Genomic DNA, 15,190 nt, shown 5'->3' on the forward strand with positions numbered 1-15,190 from the left:
AGCCGTCGCTAGACCAGATGGCAGGCCACCTGCCGGCCATCCACCTCGCGCAGCTCGGGTTCCTCCACCGCGCAGCGCGCCTGCGCGAGCGGGCAGCGCTTGTGGAAGGCGCAGCCGCTGGGCGGGTTCAGCGGGCTCGGCAGTTCACCCTGGATCTTGATGCGCAGCCGGCGGTCCTGCGCGCGCAGCGCCGGCGTGGCGCTCATCAGCGCCTGCGTGTAGGGGTGCAGCGGGCGCGCGAAGATGCGCGCCTTGTCGCCGTACTCGACGGCGCGGCCCAGGTACATCACCAGCAGGTCCTTGGCCACATGCTCGACCACGCTGAGGTTGTGGGAGATGAACACATAGCCGGTGCCGAACTCGTCCTGCAGATCCATGAAGAGATTGAGGATCTGCGCCTGGATCGAGACGTCCAGCGCCGAGACCGGCTCGTCGGCCACCACCACCCGCGGGTTCAGCATCATGGCGCGCGCGATCGCGATGCGCTGGCGCTGGCCGCCCGAGAACATATGCGGGTAGCGGCGCAGGTGCTCGGGCCGCAGCCCGACCTTGTGCACCAGCGCCTCGACGCGTTCGAGCCGCTCGGCCTGGCTCAGGCGGGTGTTGATGACGAGGGGCTCGGCCAGCGTGGCGGCGATGCTCTTGCGCGGGTTCAGCGAGGCAAATGGGTTCTGGAACACCATCTGCACGCGCTGGCGCAGGCGTTTAAGCGTGGCCGCGTCGGCGCGCGCCGCGTCCTGGCCCTCGATCAGCAGGGAGCCGCTGGTGGGCGGCTCGATCAGGGTGAGCTGGCGCGCCAGCGTGGACTTGCCACAGCCCGACTCGCCCACCACCGCCAGGGTCTCGCCGGCCTTCAGGCCGAAGCTCAAGCCGTTGAGCGCCTTCACCGTGGCCTTGGGCGCGAACCAGCCGCGGCTGACGCGGTAATGGCGCGCCAGGCCCTGGGCTTGCAGCAGCAGCGGCTCAGACATGGGCGTGCTCCCTGGCGGCGCCGACCGGATGGATGCAGCGCACGCCGTCGACCAGGGCGGGCCTGGCGGCCTCGCAGGCGGGCGTGACATAGCGGCAGCGCGGCGCCAGCAGGCAGCCGCGCGGGCGGTCGTGCGCGCCCGGCACGATGCCGGGCAGGGCGCTGAGGCGGCGCTGGCCCGCGCTGTGCTCGGGGATCGCGGCCAGCAGGGCCTCGGTATAGGGGTGGCGCGGCGCGTCGAAGAGGGCGGGCACCGGCCCGGTCTCGACCACCTGGCCGGCGTACATCACCGCCACGCGCTGCGCCATCTCGGCCACCACCGCGAGGTCGTGCGTGATCATCACCAGCGCCATGCCCTGCTCGCGCTGCAGCTTCAGCAGCAGATCCATGATCTGGGCCTGAATGGTGACGTCCAGCGCGGTGGTGGGTTCGTCGGCGATCAACAGCTTGGGGCCGCAGGCGATCGCCATCGCGATCATGACGCGCTGGTTCATGCCGCCCGAGAGTTCGTGCGGATAGGCCTTCAATCGGCTGCGCGCGGCCGGGATCTCCACCTGCTCCAGCAGCTCGAGCGCACGCGCGCGCGCCGCGCCGCCGCGCAGGCCGAGGTGCGCCTTCAGCACCTCCTCGATCTGGTAACCCACCGTGTAGCTGGGATTCAGGCTGCTGAGGGCGTCCTGGAAGATCATCGCCATGTCGCGGCCGACGATGGCGCGGCGCTGGGCCGCGCTGATGCCCTGCAGCGAGCGGCCCTGGAACTCCAGCGCGCCGGCGCTGACGCGGCCCGGTGCGCCGATCAGGCCCATCAGCGCCATCATGCTGACCGATTTGCCCGAGCCCGATTCGCCCACGATGCCCAGCACCTCGCCGGGCGCGAGCGTGAAGTCCACGCCATCCACCGCGGCAAAGCTGCCGAACTCGACCCGCAGGTCTTCTATGCGTAACAGCGACATCAGCCGGCTCGTTTCAGTTTGGGGTCCAGCGCATCGCGCAGGCCGTCGCCCATCAGGTTGATGGCCAGCACCGAGACCAGGATGGTCAGGCCCGGCAGGGTCACGACCCAGGGGGCGCGCTCGATGTAGTCGCGCGCGGCCGAGAGCATGCTGCCCCATTCGGGCGTGGGCGCCTGCACGCCCAGGCCCAGAAAGCCCAGGCCGGCGGTCTCCAGGATGGCGGCCGAGAAGCTCAGCGTGGCGTTGACGATCAGCGGCGCCATGCAGTTGGGCAGCACCGCCGAGAACATCAGGCGCAGCGTGCCGGCGCCGGCCACGCGGCTGGCGGTGACGTACTCCTTGCCGATCTCGGCCAGCGCGGCTGCGCGCGTCAGGCGCGTGTAGCCGGGCAGCGCGCCGATCGCGATCGCGATCACCGTGTTGACAAGACCTGGCCCCAGCACGGTGATGACGCAGATCGCCAGCAGCAGCCCCGGCAGGGCCAGCATGATGTCCATCACCCGCATGATGGCCGGCGACACGGCGCGCTGGTAGAACGCCGCCGTGAGGCCCAGCAGCACGCCGGGCAGCATGGACATCAGCACCGAGGCCAGGCCGATCCCTAGCGAGACGCGGCCGCCATGCAGCAGGCGCGAGAGCAGGTCGCGGCCCAGCTCGTCGGTGCCGAGCAGGAAGCGCCAGCTGCCGCCCTCTGCCCATACCGGCGGCGTGAGCATGTGCTCGCGGTATTGCTCGATCGGGCTGTGCGGCGCGATCCAGGGCGAGAGCAGGGCGCTGGCGGCGATCAGCAGGAACACGGCCAGCGCCAGCAGCGCACCGCGGTTGGCGGCAAAGCCGCCCCAGAACTCGGCCAGCGGCGAAGGGTAGGCCGGCGCTTCGATCACTTGGCTCATGACTTGGAACGGATGCGCGGGTTCACCACGCCGTAGAGAACATCCACCAGCAGGTTGACGGCGATGAAGGTGCAGGCCGAGATCAGGATGCCGGCCTGCACCACCGGGTAGTCGCGCCGGCCGATCGAGTCGATCAGCCATTTGCCGATGCCCGGCCAGGAGAAGATGGTTTCGGTCAGCACCGCGCCGGCCAGCAGGCTGCCGGTCTGCATGCCCACCACGGTGAGCACCGGGATCAGCGCATTGCGCAGCGCGTGCACCAGCACGATGCGGGCGGGCTTCAGCCCCTTGGCCTGGGCGGTGCGGATGTAGTCCTCGCGCAGCACCTCCAGCATGCTGGAGCGCGTCATGCGCGCCACCACCGCCATGGTGGAGGTGCCCAGCACCAGGGCCGGCAGCAGCAGGTGCAGGCAGGCCGATTTGAAGGCGCCGGCCTCGCCGCTGAGCCAGGCGTCCACCAGCATGAAGCCGCTCACGCGGGCGACGTCGTACTCGATGCTGATGCGGCCCGAGACCGGCGTCCAGCCCAGGCCCACCGAGAAATACATGATGAGGATCAGCCCCCACCAGAACACCGGCATCGAATAGCCCACCGTGGCCACGCCCATCACGCCCTGGTCCAGCAGCGAGCCGCGCCGCAGGCTGGCCGCCATGCCCAGCAGCAGGCCCAGGCTGAGCGCCAGCAGCAGGGCGGTCAGCGCCAGCTCCACGGTGGCGGGGAACAGCGCCGCGAACTCGGCAGAGACCGGCGCACGGCTCACCAGCGACTGGCCCAGATCGCCGTGCAGCAGCTTGCCCACATAGTCGAGGTATTGCACGTGCAGGGGCTGGTCCAGCCCCATGCGGCGCACCAGCTCGGCATGCGCCTCGGGGTCGAGCCGGCGCTCGCCCATCATCACCTCGATCGGGTCGCCCGGCACCAGCCGTATCAGGCCGAAGGCGACGATGGTGATGCCCAGCAGGGTGGGCAGCAGGGTGGCGAGCTTGTGCAGCAGGAACTTGAACATCACCAGCGTGAGGTGTAGGGCTTCTGGGCGGCGGGGCCGCGGGGGTCAGTGCTTGATAACTTCATGCCTTCCGGCAGGTTCACCACCTCCAGCAGGGCCGCGGTTTCGGCGTCGGGCTCGCCATCGTACTTGGCGGGGCGGTATTTCATCTGGAAGGCGGCGATCACATTGCGCGTCATGGCGTCGAGCTCGCCATGGCGCGGCACGCCGAAGCCGTGGCGCGCCAGCTGGTCCTGGAACCAGGCCACGTCCGGCAGCGCGGCCTGGTAGCCGGGCAGCCTGGCGGCCACCAGCTCGGCATCGGGCCAGGCGATCAGGCCGGCGTCGGCGAACTGCTTCCAGGGAAACATCGGGCCGGGGTCCTGCTTGGTCTGGGGCTGGATATCGCTGTGGCCAAGGATGCGCTCGGGGCGGATCTGGTGGCGCAGCACGATGTCCTTGCTGAGCGCCAGCACCGCGTCGATCTGCTTCTGCGAGAAGGGCACATAGCTGACCGTGCCGTCCGCCGCCACCTGGCGGCCCGGGTTGACGATCTCGATGCCGATCGAGCTGGGGTTGAGATTGGCATGGCCGCGCCAGTAGCTGGGGCCGGCATGCCAGGCGCGCTGGCTTTCCTCCACCAGGCGGTAGGTGACGACCGGATCGTCGCGCACCAGGTAATGGCTGGAGACCTTGCCGCCGGTGGTGAGGGTCTTGAGCGCGCTCTCGAAATTGCCCACCGTGTAGTGCAGCACCAGGAAGAGCACGCGGCTGTCCTGGTTCTCCGAGCGGTAGCTGGTATCGATGCGTGGGCCGCTGGCGCAGGCACTCAGCAGCAGGGCGGTGAGGGCGCAGGTGGTGAGTCGCAGGTTCATGGGGTCAGGTCTTGAGCGTCAAGCAGCGCGAGGCGGGCGGCGGTGTGATGGGCTTGCAGCTGCTGCACGCGCAACTCTAGGTCAGCCGGCAGGGCCTCGCGCAGGCCGGCGGCAATCGATTCGTGCAGCAGCAGGGCGCGGCCGGCGGCCACCACCGGGCGCGGGCCATGGCGGCGCAGCAGGGCCAGGGCCAGGCGCGCCAGTTCGTGGCCGGCGCGGCGCAGCAGCGCGCGCGCCCGTGCGTCGTGCTCAGCGGCGGCGGCCACGGCCAGCGCCAGGCGGCCCACCGCACCGCGGTCGGCGCCGTAGACGAAGGCGCGCGTGCTGGCCCAGTCGCTGCCACCGATGGCGGCATACAGCGCCTGCGCCAGCGGCCAGCCCTGGGTGCTGCCGGGCTGCTCGTCCTCCTGGCGCCAGATCGCGGCCAGGGCCTCGCGGGCGATCCAGTAGCCGCCGCCCTCGTCGCCGAGGATGGGGCCGCGGCCGCCGGCGCGCTCGAAGCGGCCTTGCTGGTCGATGAAGGCGGCGATGGCGCCGGTGCCGGCATAGACCAGATAGCCCTCGCCGGGGGCGGCAAAGGCGCTGCGATAGGCGATCTCCATATCGCTGCCGCAGTGCATCTGGCGCGGCGCCAGGCCCAGCGCCTGCGCGAGCAGGTCCTTGAGCTGCTGGGCCACCGGCCCCTGCGGTTCGGCCAGGCCGGTGATGCCGGCCACCAGGCGTCTGGGGCGGCCATGCAGCAGCACCGCGGCGGCCAGCTGGTGCAGGGTCTGGGTCAGCGTCATGCGGCCGGCGGCCTGCGCCAGCTGGGTGGCGCTGATGCCGGCCACCTGGCCCTCGGCCAGCAGCGCACCGTCGGGCCCGGCCAGGGCCCAGCGCGTGTGCGTGCCACCGGCGTCCAGGCCGAGGCCAAGGTCGCTGGGGGCGGGCGGTGAGCTGGGGGCGGCGCTGAGCATGGGCAGGCCGAGCTTACGTGGCCGCGCGCCCGGGTGACCAATGTCAATGGCGCTGCCGGGCATAACCTCGGCGCATGTTCGGGATCTCCCGGGATGTCCCGCACGCAGGGGGCAGGCGGCGCGCGGTTCAGTTTCGGTTCATCTTGCGCGCCCATGCTGGCGCCGCTGTTGCCTACAGGAGTGCCGCACCATGATGAAGCCATGTCCGTCCCTGCGTCCCCTGGTCCTGAGCCTGGGTTTGTTGAGCCCCTTGTGGGCGGCTGCCAGCGTGTTCGGCACGCTGGGTAATTTCGACGTCGTGAACGACACCGGTCAGACCGCCCATGGCTTCGAGATCGAGCTCGAAGGCCTGCATCTGGGTGACATCACCGACACCTTTGGCGGCGCCGGGCGCGGCTTCCCCACCACGGTGGAGCGCTATGGGGCCCCCGAAGTCACCGAGTACAACGTCGGCGGCGTGTTCGGCGTGCGCGTCACCTACAAGGCCAGCTTTGCCGCCGGCGTGTGGAACGTGGGCACGCCCAGCGGCGTGTTCAGCACCCCGGGCGAGAGCTGCTGGACCGGTGGCGGCATCGGCTATGGCCCCAGCACGCCCTGCGACCACTTCGGCGTCGGCACGGTGGGCAACGCCAGCCAGACGCGCTACAGCTGGCTGGTGGAAAGCAGCCCCGGCTCGGGCGCGCTGAGCCCGGTGACGGCGGCGCTGCCGGCGCCCGCCTGGCAGGTCATTCCCTCGCCCGTGCCGGCCCAGCCGCCGGTGGTGGTGGCGCGCATCCAGGCGCCGGCGCCGCCGGAAACGCCCGAGCCGCAGTTCGGCGAGCCGGTCTGGGTCAAGGTCTACACCACCGAGTTCGAGGACAAGATCAGCCTCGAGGAGCTGATGGGCGGCGACCCCAAGATCAAGCTGGCCAAGAGCGAGACCGAGATCGAATGGCAGTTGCTGCAGACCGACCCCGGCAACCCGAACGCGGGCCAGCTGGAGAACGGCGGCCTGGCGGCGGTGGGCGATAAGTCCGAGTCGGTGGTGCGGCGCTACGAGTTCTACCACTACATCGGCGCCTTCGACTCCGAGAACCACGAGGCCAAGCCGCTGCTGGGCGACTCCAATGCCGACCCCAGCGAGGTGGGTGAATTCATCGGCGCGCAGAACGTCGCCATCAATCTGAACGGCAATATCGCCGCGGTGCCCGAGCCCTCCACCTGGCTGATGCTGGGTCTGGGCATGGCAGGCCTGGTCTGGCGCCGCCGCGACTTGATTCAACGCAACTGAGCGCGCACGCTGCCTGCTGCGCGCCGGCTGCCCGGCGCGATGATGAGCGCATGCAAGTGCTGCTCGTCGAGGATGACATCGATCTGGGCCAGGCGGTTTGCGAGCATCTCGAGGCGGCCGGCCTGCGGGTGCATTGGTGCAAGCTGCTGGCGCAGGCGGCCGCGCTGCCGCCGCCCGAACTGGCCCTGCTGGACCTGCAGCTGCCGGACGGCGACGGGCTCACCCTGCTGCGCCGCTGGCGCGCCCAGGGCCTGCGCCTGCCCGTGCTGGTGCTGACGGCGCGCGAGCGCATCTCGGAGCGCGTGCAGGGTCTGCGCGCCGGCGCCGACGACTACCTCACCAAGCCCTTCGACCTGGACGAGCTGCTGGCCCGCATCGAGGCCTTGTGGCGGCGCGCCCAGCCGCCCGGCCTGGCGGCGCTGGGCGATCTGGAACTCGATCTGCGCCAGCATTGCGCGCGCCGTGGCGGGCGCGCGCTGGAGCTCACCGCGATGGAATGGGCCCTGCTGAAATGCCTGGCCGCCGCGCCCGGCCGCATCGTCGAGCGCGACCGGCTGGAGACGGCGCTGGCGCCGCTCAGCCATGCCGACAGCAGCAGCAACTCGCTGGAGGTGATCGTCAGCCGCTTGCGCAAGAAGCTGGGGCCGACGCGCATCAGCACCCACCGCGGCCTGGGCTATCGCTTTGAGGCCTGACAACGCCACCGCCGGCTGGAGCCTGGAGCGGCGCCTGCGTCGGCGCATGCTGTTGGCCCTGCTGCTGGCCTGGCTGCTCGGCAGCGGCGTGGCCCTGCTGGCGGTGCAGGAGGAAACCGACGAGGTGCTGGACAGCGCCCTGGTCGAGACCGGCCAGCATCTGCTGGGCCTGGGCGATGCGGTGCTGGGCAGCGTGGCCCTGCAGGGCGCGCCGGCGGGCTTTGCCGCGCACGAGGAATTCGTCGTCTACCAGGTGCTGGATGCGCAGGGCCGCCTGCGCTGGCGCTCGCACCGCGCGCCCGAGGCGCAGCTGGCGCCGGCGGTGCGGCCGGGCCTGCTGAACCATGGCGCCTGGCGCGTGGCGGTGCTGGACTCGCGCGCCAGCGCCTACCGCGTGCTGGTGGCCGAGCCGCTGGCGCACCGTGCCGAGGTGCTGTGGGAGGCCGCGCTGGCGATGCTGCTGCCGCTGCTGGCCCTGCTGCCGCTGAGCTGGCTGATCCTGCACCTGCTGCTGCGCGCCAGCTTCCGCAGCCTGGCGCCGGTGCAGCAGGCGCTGCGCGGCGATGCCCAGGCCGCCCTGCCGCTGCAGGGCATGCCGCAGGAGTGGCTGCCGCTGCTGCAGGAGGTGAATGCGATGCGGGCGCGCCAGCAGATGATGGTGGAGGCCGAGCGCGCCTTCGCCGGCCAGATGGCGCATGAGTTGCGCACCCCGCTGGCGGCGGCGCGCGCCCAGGTGCAGCGCCTGCTGCAGGTGCTGGGCCCGGCGGCGCCGCCGGCGCAGGCCGAGCGCGCCGGCGCGGTGCTCAAGCAGCTGGACCGCGTCAGCGCGCTGGCCGCGCGCCTGCTGGAGCTGGCGCGGGTGGACGCCGGCCTGGCGCTGCGCCGCGAGCCGGTGGACCTCAAGCTGCTGGCGCGCCTGGTGCTGGACGAGTTCGAGCATGGCGGCCAGCGCCCGCCGCAGCTGCATCTGTGCGAGGCCCCGGCCCTGGTGCTGGGCGACATGGACGCGCTGGGCATCGCGCTGCGCAACCTGGTGCACAACGCGCGCCTGCATGGCGGCGCGGAGGCGAACGTCGAGCTGCTGGTGGAGCCGGCGCGCCTGTGCGTGCGCGACGACGGGCCTGGCCTGGACGCCGGCCGGCTGGCGCAACTCAGGCAAGACCTGACCCTGGGTCAGGGGCCGCAGGCGCGGCTGGGGCTGGCCCTGGTGCACAAGATTGCCGAGCAGTCGGGGGCGCTGCTGCGGCTGCGCTCGCCCTGCGCGGGCGGGCGCGGCTTCGAGGCCAGCATCGAGTGGGCACGGCCATGAATGAAAAAGGGCTCCCGAAGGAGCCCTGTGTGCCACGCAAGCGCGCGGGTTCTGGTTAGAACTCGTACTTCGCGGTGACCTGCACGGCCCACTGCGATTCGCCCTTGTTCTGGCGCGTCTCGTAGTCGTCCAGGCCGGTCACGCCGTAGACGTACTTGCCGCCCTGCATGCCGGCGAAGTTGACGAAGCCGCGGCGGTTGCCGCCGTTGCCGCCACCCAGGGTGAAGGGGATCTCGTCGATGCGGCCCCAGCTCTTGTTGAGCATGTTGCCGATGTTGAGGAAGTCCATCGTGATCACGCCCTTGTGGCCGGCGAACAGGCCCGGCACTTCCTGGCTCAGGCGCAGGTCGAAGGTGTTGGCGAACTTGGACTTGGCGCTGTTGCGTCCGATCACGCTGCCGCGTGCGGCATCGAGGTCGGGGTTGGCAGCCACGATTTCCCAGAAGCGTGCTTCGGCGGCGGCGGCGTTGTTCAGGCCGCTGTTGGGCGCGCCGCGGAAGATCACCTCACCCGAGCCCGGTGCCTTCGGGATGTACATCAGGTCGTTGCCGTTGATGCCGTCGCCGTTCATGTCGTTCTTGAAGGTCCAGCTGTAGGGCTTGCCCGAACGGCCTTCGTACACCAGGCCGACCGTGGTCTTGTACTGGCTGATGAAGGCCTTGGACCAGTTCACGGCACCGCTGAAGCGGTTCTGGATCAGGTAGGACGACTTGGAGGCCACGTCCTCGTTCGGGTTGAACACGGCGCGGTTGGCGTAGTTCGAGAACGAGGTGGAGGAGGTCAGCGGGCTGACTTCCTTGGCGGTGGTGTAGGTGTAGGCCGTCGACCAGTTCCAGCCGGTGTTGTTCTGGCCCAGCGACAGGGTCAATGCCTGGCCGCCACCCTTGCTGGTGCGCTCGGCCACGATCACATTGCCCCAGGCGGTGTCGCGGTTGGCGCGGTTGGAACCACCGCAGCCGCTGATGAAGGCCGGGCCGCCATTCCAGCACTTCGTGCCGTCCAGACCGGCGGCGTTGTAGTACAGCTCGCGGCCATCCGGGCCCGTACCCGTGGGCGTGCCCAGGTTCAGGTTGCGGTAGTTGATGCCGTCCTTGGTCTTGGTCAGCACCACTTCGGCACCGGCCACCAGGCTGTAGGGCAGCTCGGCGTCGAAGGCCAGGTTCATCTTCCAGACCGAGGGCTGGCGCAGACCGGGGTCCAGGAAGTCGATGTTGGCGGCCGGGGGCACGCCGGTGATCGAGGTCGGGTTGTTGGCGTCAGCGTTGAACAGCAGGCTGGCCGGGCACAGCGGGTTGGTGGTGTTGCAGTTCAGGTTGGCCGTGGCCATGCCGGTGTTGGAGAAGGGGTTGGACAGCCAGACATTGGCGGCTGCGCCCTGGAACAGACCGAAGCCACCGCGCAGCTGCTGCTTTTCCTTGGCCTTGGCGTTCAGCGTGTAGTTGAAGCCGAAGCGCGGCTGGAACAGGCTGGCGCCGTCCATGGTCTTGCTGTTGTCGTAGCCAAACTTGGTCTTGGCAGCCTGGTTGAACAGCGGTGCATCGGGGATGTCGACCTGGTCGACGCGCGCGCCCACGGTCAGGTTCAGCTTGTCGTTGACGGTCCAGGTGTCCTGCACGAATAGGCCGATGTTGTTCAGCTTCCACAGCGCCACGCCGTCTTCCAGCGTCTTGCCGGTCAGCGGCAGCTGCACCACATAGGTGGAGGGCTTGCCGGCCTGGAACAGGGCCACCGGGTCCGCACCGCGGAAGGTGTAGGTGCCCTTGGTGTTCTGCAGGAAGGCGTTGTAGGTGTCGTTGCTGCTGTAGTCGGCGCCGAACTTGATCTCGTGGTCGTCCTTCACCCAGTTGCCGGCGAAATAGGCGTCCTTGGTGTCGGTGCGCAGGATGTTGAAGTGGCGGCTGTTCTCGGTGCCGAAGAACAGCGAGCGGTCGCCGCTGGCGGTGCCCGCGGGCGCGGCGCCGGTCCAGGTCAGCTGGATCTGCGGCAGGTTGGCAGCGTTTTCAGGCACGCTGTCGTACTTGCGGCTGGAGACCTTGACTTCGGTGGAGAAGTTGTCGGTCCAGTCGGAGAACCACTGGCCCACCACCGTCTCGATGCTCTTCTTCTGGCTCCACCAGTAGGAGTTCAGCGACAGCGAGGTCGAGCTGAAGCCGGCGAAGGTCGGGTCGCCCTGCTCGGTCTTCGCATAGCGCAGGTTGGCGCGCTGCTTGTCGGTGATGTTCCAGTCCAGCTTGAGCAGGTAGTCCTTGACCTTCAGCTCGACGCCGGCGGGGATCTCCGTGCTGCCCACGTCGATGCCCCATTTGTCCTTGGCGACCTTGATGGCGGCGTCGATCTGGGCGGGCGTGATGCCCACATTGGTCAGAGCGCTGCCCACCGGGCCGAAGCTGGGGGTCGCGCGGGTGCTCTTGAGCTCTTCGTAGTTAGCGAAGAAGAACAGCTTGTCCTTGATGATCGGGCCACCCAGGGTGAAGCCCTTGGTGTCTTCCTTGAAAGTCGCGGGCTGGAAGTAGCCCTGGGTGCCGCGGTTGTAGCGCTGGCCGGCCATGCTGTCGTCGCGGTAGACGTAATAGACGCTGCCCTTGTACTCATTGGTACCGGACTTGGTCACCGCGTTGATGTTGGCGCCCGTGTAGCCCTTCTGGGTCACGTCGTAGTTGGAGAGGTTGACCTGCACCGCCTGGATCGCGTCGATCGAGATCGGCTGCTTGGCGGTGGGCAGGTTGTTGGCCTCCAGGCCGAAGGTGTCGTTGGTGGAGACGCCGTCGATGGTGATCGAGTTGAAGCGGGTGTTCTGGCCCATGGCCGAGATCTCGCCGCGCTCCTTGTCGGTCTGCGCCAGACGGGGGTCCAGGCGCGCATAGTCCTGCAGATTGCGCTGGATCGAAGCGTAGGCGTCGAGCTCCTTGCGGCCCAGGCTGGTGCCGGCGCCTTGCGAAGCGCTGTCGAACTTGCTCGCCACGGCGCTGCCGGTCACCACCACCTGGCTCAGCACATTGCCGCCCAGGGTGAGGTCGAGGTTCAGGGATTCGGCCAGGGCGAGGTAGATGCCATCGCGGCTTTCCTTCTCGCTGCCCTTGCTGGCGGTCACCGTGTAGGGGCCGCCCACGCGCAGGCCGCGCACGCTGTAGCGGCCCTCGCCGTCCGTGGTGATGTTGTTCACCGAGCCCGACTCACGGTGCACGATGCTCACCGTGGCGCCCGCCACCGGCTTGCCATCGGCGCCGATGATGCGGCCAGCCACGGCCGAGGTGGTGTTCTGCGCGAACGCGGGGGCTGCCGCGACGATGGCAACGGCCACGCTGAGTGCCGTCCTCGAAAATCCAGACCAATCTTTGCTGCTCATCCTGCATGCTCCATGTTGAGAATTCAGTGACCGAATCCTGGCGCGCCGAAACACCTTGAAGCCGGTCCGCAAACGTTTGACGTTGCAGTTTTCCGGCAAAAAAATGGCCCCAGGGGGTCTTCAAAGGGTTTTCGGCAGGCCGGACAAGCGCGCCAACTCGCACTCATCCCACTTCTATCCAAGTGAAAAGCCTACCAGCGGGGCCTTTCCACTTCAATCCGCGCGTTCCCAGGATTGCCAGGTCCCGGGCCTGCCTCGCGCCATGCCTGGTGGCGCAAAAGCGGTGCGGATTCGATCGTCCACGGGGTGCAGTCTGGGGCCTGGATATTGAGCTTTTGTGACCTTGTCACAGAGTGTGTCCTGTGGCCCACATCGGCCGGGCGGCGGCGGCTGCGCCGGCCACGAGCCGGCCCCAGGCTGGTGCACGCATGGGCAGCAGCCCCGGGTTTTGGCACCCTGCGAGGGCGAATTGCGGCGTGCATGTTTTTTGCCAGCCGTTGCTCAAAGTCCACAAGCTGGGTGCGAATTCCCCGGCGACGCTGCGGCATGATGCTGTGAGACCTGCCTGCCCAGGCGGGGCGGTTCCGACCGGGGGACGCATGGCGCGCGCATCCAAGAAACCAGCGGGCGAGGAAAGAAAAGCCATCAATCTGGCGCTGCAGGGCGGTGGCTCGCATGGCGCGTTCACCTGGGGCGTGCTGGATGCGCTGCTGGCCGACGGCCGCCTGCGCATCGAGGCCATCAGCGCTACCAGCGCCGGCAGCCTGAACGCGGTGGCCCTGGCCGACGGCCTGCGGCGCGGCGGGCCCGAGGGCGCGCGGCAGGCGCTCGCCGGGCTCTGGCAGGCGGTGGCCGCGGCCGGCCGGCTGACGCCTTGGCAAGCACCCTGGCTGGAAGCCTTCATGCAGGGCTGGCAACGGGCGCTGCCGCCCGAGTTCTCGCCGCAGCACTGGTGGGCCGGCAGCCTGCTGCAGGCCTTCTCGCCCTACCAGCTCAACCCGCTCAATATCAACCCGCTGCGGCAGTTGCTGCAGCAATGCGTGGATCTCGACGCGCTGCGCCGGGCGCTGCCGCTGAAACTGTTCCTCAGCGCCACCAATGTCGAGACCGGCAAGATCCGCGTCTTCAGCGGCAGCGAGATCACGGCCGATGCGGTGCTGGCCAGCGCCTGCCTGCCCAGCCTGTTCCAGGCGGTGGAAATCGACGGCGAGTATTTCTGGGACGGCGGCTTCATGGGCAACCCGGCGATCTTCCCGCTCATCTATGAGGACGTCAGCGCCGACGTGCTGATCGTGCATGTGAACCCGCTGGTGCGCCGGGGCGTGCCGCGCACGGCGGCCGAGATCGCCAACCGCGTCAACGAGATCAGCTTCAACTCCTCGCTGATGCGCGAGATGCGCGCCATCGCCTTTGTCACCAGCCTGATCGACCGCGGCAAACTGGCGCCCGCGGACGCGCGCCGCATGCGCATCCACTCGATACGCTGCGACGAGCTGCTGGCGGCCCAGGCGGCCAGCAGCAAGCTGGATATTGGCTGGGCCTATTTGTGCGAGTTGCGCGATGCCGGCCGCGCCCAGGCCGAGGCCTGGCTGGCGGCGCATGTCGAGCAGGTCGGCCAGGCCTCCACGGTCGACATCCGCGCCGAGTTCCTCTAGAGGGTCCTTAAGGCCTGGGAGCCAGCCAGGGCATCACCGGTGGCAGGGCCGGCTCGGCATAGGGCCCGGCCAGCAGGGCATCGGCCAGGCCGCGCCGGTTCTGCGCCAGCGCCACTATGCTGAAATGGGCATGGCCCGAGCCGGGCGCGCGTGCGCGCGTGAGCGCGATCTGCCCCAGGATCTCGTCCACCGGCCAGCTGTCGGCCTTGTCGCTGATGCGGCTGGTGAACAGGCCCGGGTAGATATGCCGGCCCAGCGGGTTCTGACCATGCCAGTAGTCCAGCAGCACCTCGAACGCCTGCGCGGTCTGCGCGCGCGGCCAGTAGAGCTGCGGCGCCAGATAGTCCAGCCAGCCCTCGCGCAGCCAGCGCTCCACGTCGGCGTAGAGCTTGTCGTACTGCGAGAAGCCGGCAATGCCGGCCGGGCGCAGATCGGGGCGCGGCAGGCCGAAGGGGCTGATGCCCAGCTTGACCCATGGTTTTCCGGCTTCGCGCACCAACTGGTAGAGCTGCTGCACCAGGCGGTCGACGTTGTCGCGGCGCCAGTCGGCGCGGCTCAGGCCGCTGGCCCGGCCGTGGCGCTGCCAGCTCGGCTCGTCGGGGAAATCGAGCTCCTGCTTGTTGCCGTCCTGCACCGGGTAGGGATAGAAGTAATCGTCGATGTGGATGCCATCGACGTCGTAGCGCTGCAGCACATCGCGCACCACCGCCAGCGTGTGCGCGGCGGCCGCGGGCTCGCCGGGGTCGATCCAGAGCTGGTCGCCATAGCGCTTGACCCAGTCCGGCCGGGTCTGGCTCAGATGGCCGGCCGCGGCCGCCGAGCGCGCCTGGCTCTGGCGCGCGCGATAGGGATTGAACCAGGCATGCAGTTCGAGCCCGCGCGCATGGGCCTCGCTCACCCAGGTGGCGAGGGGGTCGTAGAAGGGTTCGGGGGCCTGGCCCTGCGTGCCGCTCAGGTATTCGCTCCAGGGCTCCAGCGCCGAGGGGTAGAGCGCGTCGGCGCTGGTGCGCACCTGCAGGATGATGGTGTTGAGCCCGAGCGCCGCGGCGCGGTCCAGCAGGGCGTGAATCTCGACAATTTGCTCGGCGCTGCTCAAGGCCTTGCGGCTGGGCCAGTCGATATTCGCCACCGTGGCCACCCAGGCGGCGCGGAACTCGCGCGCCGGCGGTTTGGCCGGCGGGGCCGGTGGGGCGGGCGGCTCGGCCGGCGGGATGGGCAGGGGCGCGCAGCCGGCCAAGCCCATCATCGCCACGGCCGTCAGGGCCTTACGTCGTTGCATGCA

General features: G+C 69.5%; 12 protein-coding genes. 4 read left to right on the forward strand and 8 right to left on the reverse strand.

Going from position 1 to position 15,190, the window contains the following annotated elements; genetic code table 11:
• Positions 1-8 precede the first annotated feature (8 nt).
• Genes PFX98_RS08485 through PFX98_RS08510 form a run of 6 tightly spaced genes read right to left on the reverse strand, consistent with a single transcriptional unit; the run spans position 9 to position 5,633 of the window.
• Positions 9-971, reverse strand: coding sequence for a peptide ABC transporter ATP-binding protein (locus PFX98_RS08485; protein ID WP_285234760.1), 963 nt, complete (start codon positions 969-971; stop codon positions 9-11).
• Entirely contained in the window at positions 964-1,923 is a 960-nt protein-coding gene (locus PFX98_RS08490) for an ABC transporter ATP-binding protein (RefSeq protein WP_285234761.1), read from the reverse strand. Before PFX98_RS08490 ends, PFX98_RS08485 begins: the two co-directional genes overlap by 8 nt.
• A complete protein-coding gene (locus PFX98_RS08495; protein WP_285234762.1) occupies positions 1,923-2,816 on the reverse strand; it encodes an ABC transporter permease subunit in 894 nt (297 codons plus the stop codon). Before PFX98_RS08495 ends, PFX98_RS08490 begins: the two co-directional genes overlap by 1 nt.
• Positions 2,813-3,823 carry an ABC transporter permease subunit gene (locus PFX98_RS08500; RefSeq protein ID WP_285235558.1) on the reverse strand — a complete coding sequence of 337 codons (1,011 nt, stop codon included), beginning with the start codon at positions 3,821-3,823 and terminating at the stop codon, positions 2,813-2,815. The genes PFX98_RS08495 and PFX98_RS08500 overlap by 4 nt, the downstream gene beginning before the upstream one ends.
• Positions 3,823-4,677, reverse strand: a complete 855-nt coding sequence (locus PFX98_RS08505; protein WP_285234763.1) for an N-acetylmuramoyl-L-alanine amidase — start codon at positions 4,675-4,677, stop codon at positions 3,823-3,825. Before PFX98_RS08505 ends, PFX98_RS08500 begins: the two co-directional genes overlap by 1 nt.
• Positions 4,674-5,633: an N-acetylglucosamine kinase gene (locus PFX98_RS08510; RefSeq protein WP_285234764.1), complete on the reverse strand. Its 960-nt coding sequence runs from the start codon at positions 5,631-5,633 to the stop codon at positions 4,674-4,676. The genes PFX98_RS08505 and PFX98_RS08510 overlap by 4 nt, the downstream gene beginning before the upstream one ends.
• A gap of 190 nt (positions 5,634-5,823) precedes the next feature.
• On the opposite strand from PFX98_RS08510, the gene PFX98_RS08515 reads away from it, so the two are divergent.
• From PFX98_RS08515 to PFX98_RS08525, 3 genes are read left to right on the forward strand one after another with little or no spacing between them, the layout of a single operon-like run.
• Positions 5,824-6,903, forward strand: a complete 1,080-nt coding sequence (locus PFX98_RS08515) for a PEP-CTERM sorting domain-containing protein (RefSeq protein ID WP_285234765.1) — start codon at positions 5,824-5,826, stop codon at positions 6,901-6,903.
• Between the two features lie 50 nt (positions 6,904-6,953).
• Positions 6,954-7,598 carry a response regulator transcription factor gene (locus PFX98_RS08520; protein ID WP_285234766.1) on the forward strand — a complete coding sequence of 215 codons (645 nt, stop codon included), beginning with the start codon at positions 6,954-6,956 and terminating at the stop codon, positions 7,596-7,598.
• The gene (locus tag PFX98_RS08525; protein ID WP_285234767.1) at positions 7,588-8,907 is read left to right on the forward strand and encodes a sensor histidine kinase; all 1,320 of its coding nucleotides are present in this window, start codon (positions 7,588-7,590) and stop codon (positions 8,905-8,907) included. Before PFX98_RS08520 ends, PFX98_RS08525 begins: the two co-directional genes overlap by 11 nt.
• A 55-nt stretch (positions 8,908-8,962) precedes the next feature.
• On the opposite strand, the gene PFX98_RS08530 is transcribed toward PFX98_RS08525, so the two are convergent.
• Entirely contained in the window at positions 8,963-12,208 is a 3,246-nt protein-coding gene (locus PFX98_RS08530) for a TonB-dependent receptor (protein ID WP_342399177.1), read from the reverse strand.
• Between the two features lie 644 nt (positions 12,209-12,852).
• Here PFX98_RS08530 and PFX98_RS08535 point away from each other — a divergent pair.
• On the forward strand, positions 12,853-13,908 hold the full coding sequence (locus PFX98_RS08535) for a patatin-like phospholipase family protein (protein ID WP_285234769.1): 1,056 nt from the start codon (positions 12,853-12,855) through the stop codon (positions 13,906-13,908).
• A 7-nt stretch (positions 13,909-13,915) separates the two neighbouring features.
• On the opposite strand, the gene PFX98_RS08540 is transcribed toward PFX98_RS08535, so the two are convergent.
• Complete coding sequence (locus PFX98_RS08540) at positions 13,916-15,187, reverse strand: glycoside hydrolase family 10-like protein (protein ID WP_285234770.1); 1,272 nt, start codon at positions 15,185-15,187, stop codon at positions 13,916-13,918.
• Between the last annotated feature and the right edge of the window lie 3 nt (positions 15,188-15,190).

It is taken from the genome of Paucibacter sediminis (assembly GCF_030254645.1).
Taxonomy (GTDB): Bacteria; Pseudomonadota; Gammaproteobacteria; order Burkholderiales; family Burkholderiaceae_C; genus Paucibacter_B; species Paucibacter_B sediminis.

What these genes read in the sequence shown, in the direction of transcription:
- PFX98_RS08510 (WP_285234764.1), bottom strand. Translation starts at nt 5,633, where the DNA reads ATGCTCAGCGCCGCCCCCAGCTCACCGCCCGCCCCCAGCGACCTTGGC.
- PFX98_RS08505 (WP_285234763.1), bottom strand. Translation starts at nt 4,677, where the DNA reads ATGAACCTGCGACTCACCACCTGCGCCCTCACCGCCCTGCTGCTGAGT.
- PFX98_RS08485 (WP_285234760.1), bottom strand. Translation starts at nt 971, where the DNA reads ATGTCTGAGCCGCTGCTGCTGCAAGCCCAGGGCCTGGCGCGCCATTAC.
- PFX98_RS08515 (WP_285234765.1), top strand. Translation starts at nt 5,824, where the DNA reads ATGATGAAGCCATGTCCGTCCCTGCGTCCCCTGGTCCTGAGCCTGGGT.
- PFX98_RS08535 (WP_285234769.1), top strand. Translation starts at nt 12,853, where the DNA reads ATGGCGCGCGCATCCAAGAAACCAGCGGGCGAGGAAAGAAAAGCCATC.
- PFX98_RS08495 (WP_285234762.1), bottom strand. Translation starts at nt 2,816, where the DNA reads ATGAGCCAAGTGATCGAAGCGCCGGCCTACCCTTCGCCGCTGGCCGAG.
- PFX98_RS08500 (WP_285235558.1), bottom strand. Translation starts at nt 3,823, where the DNA reads ATGTTCAAGTTCCTGCTGCACAAGCTCGCCACCCTGCTGCCCACCCTG.
- PFX98_RS08490 (WP_285234761.1), bottom strand. Translation starts at nt 1,923, where the DNA reads ATGTCGCTGTTACGCATAGAAGACCTGCGGGTCGAGTTCGGCAGCTTT.
- PFX98_RS08520 (WP_285234766.1), top strand. Translation starts at nt 6,954, where the DNA reads ATGCAAGTGCTGCTCGTCGAGGATGACATCGATCTGGGCCAGGCGGTT.
- PFX98_RS08540 (WP_285234770.1), bottom strand. Translation starts at nt 15,187, where the DNA reads ATGCAACGACGTAAGGCCCTGACGGCCGTGGCGATGATGGGCTTGGCC.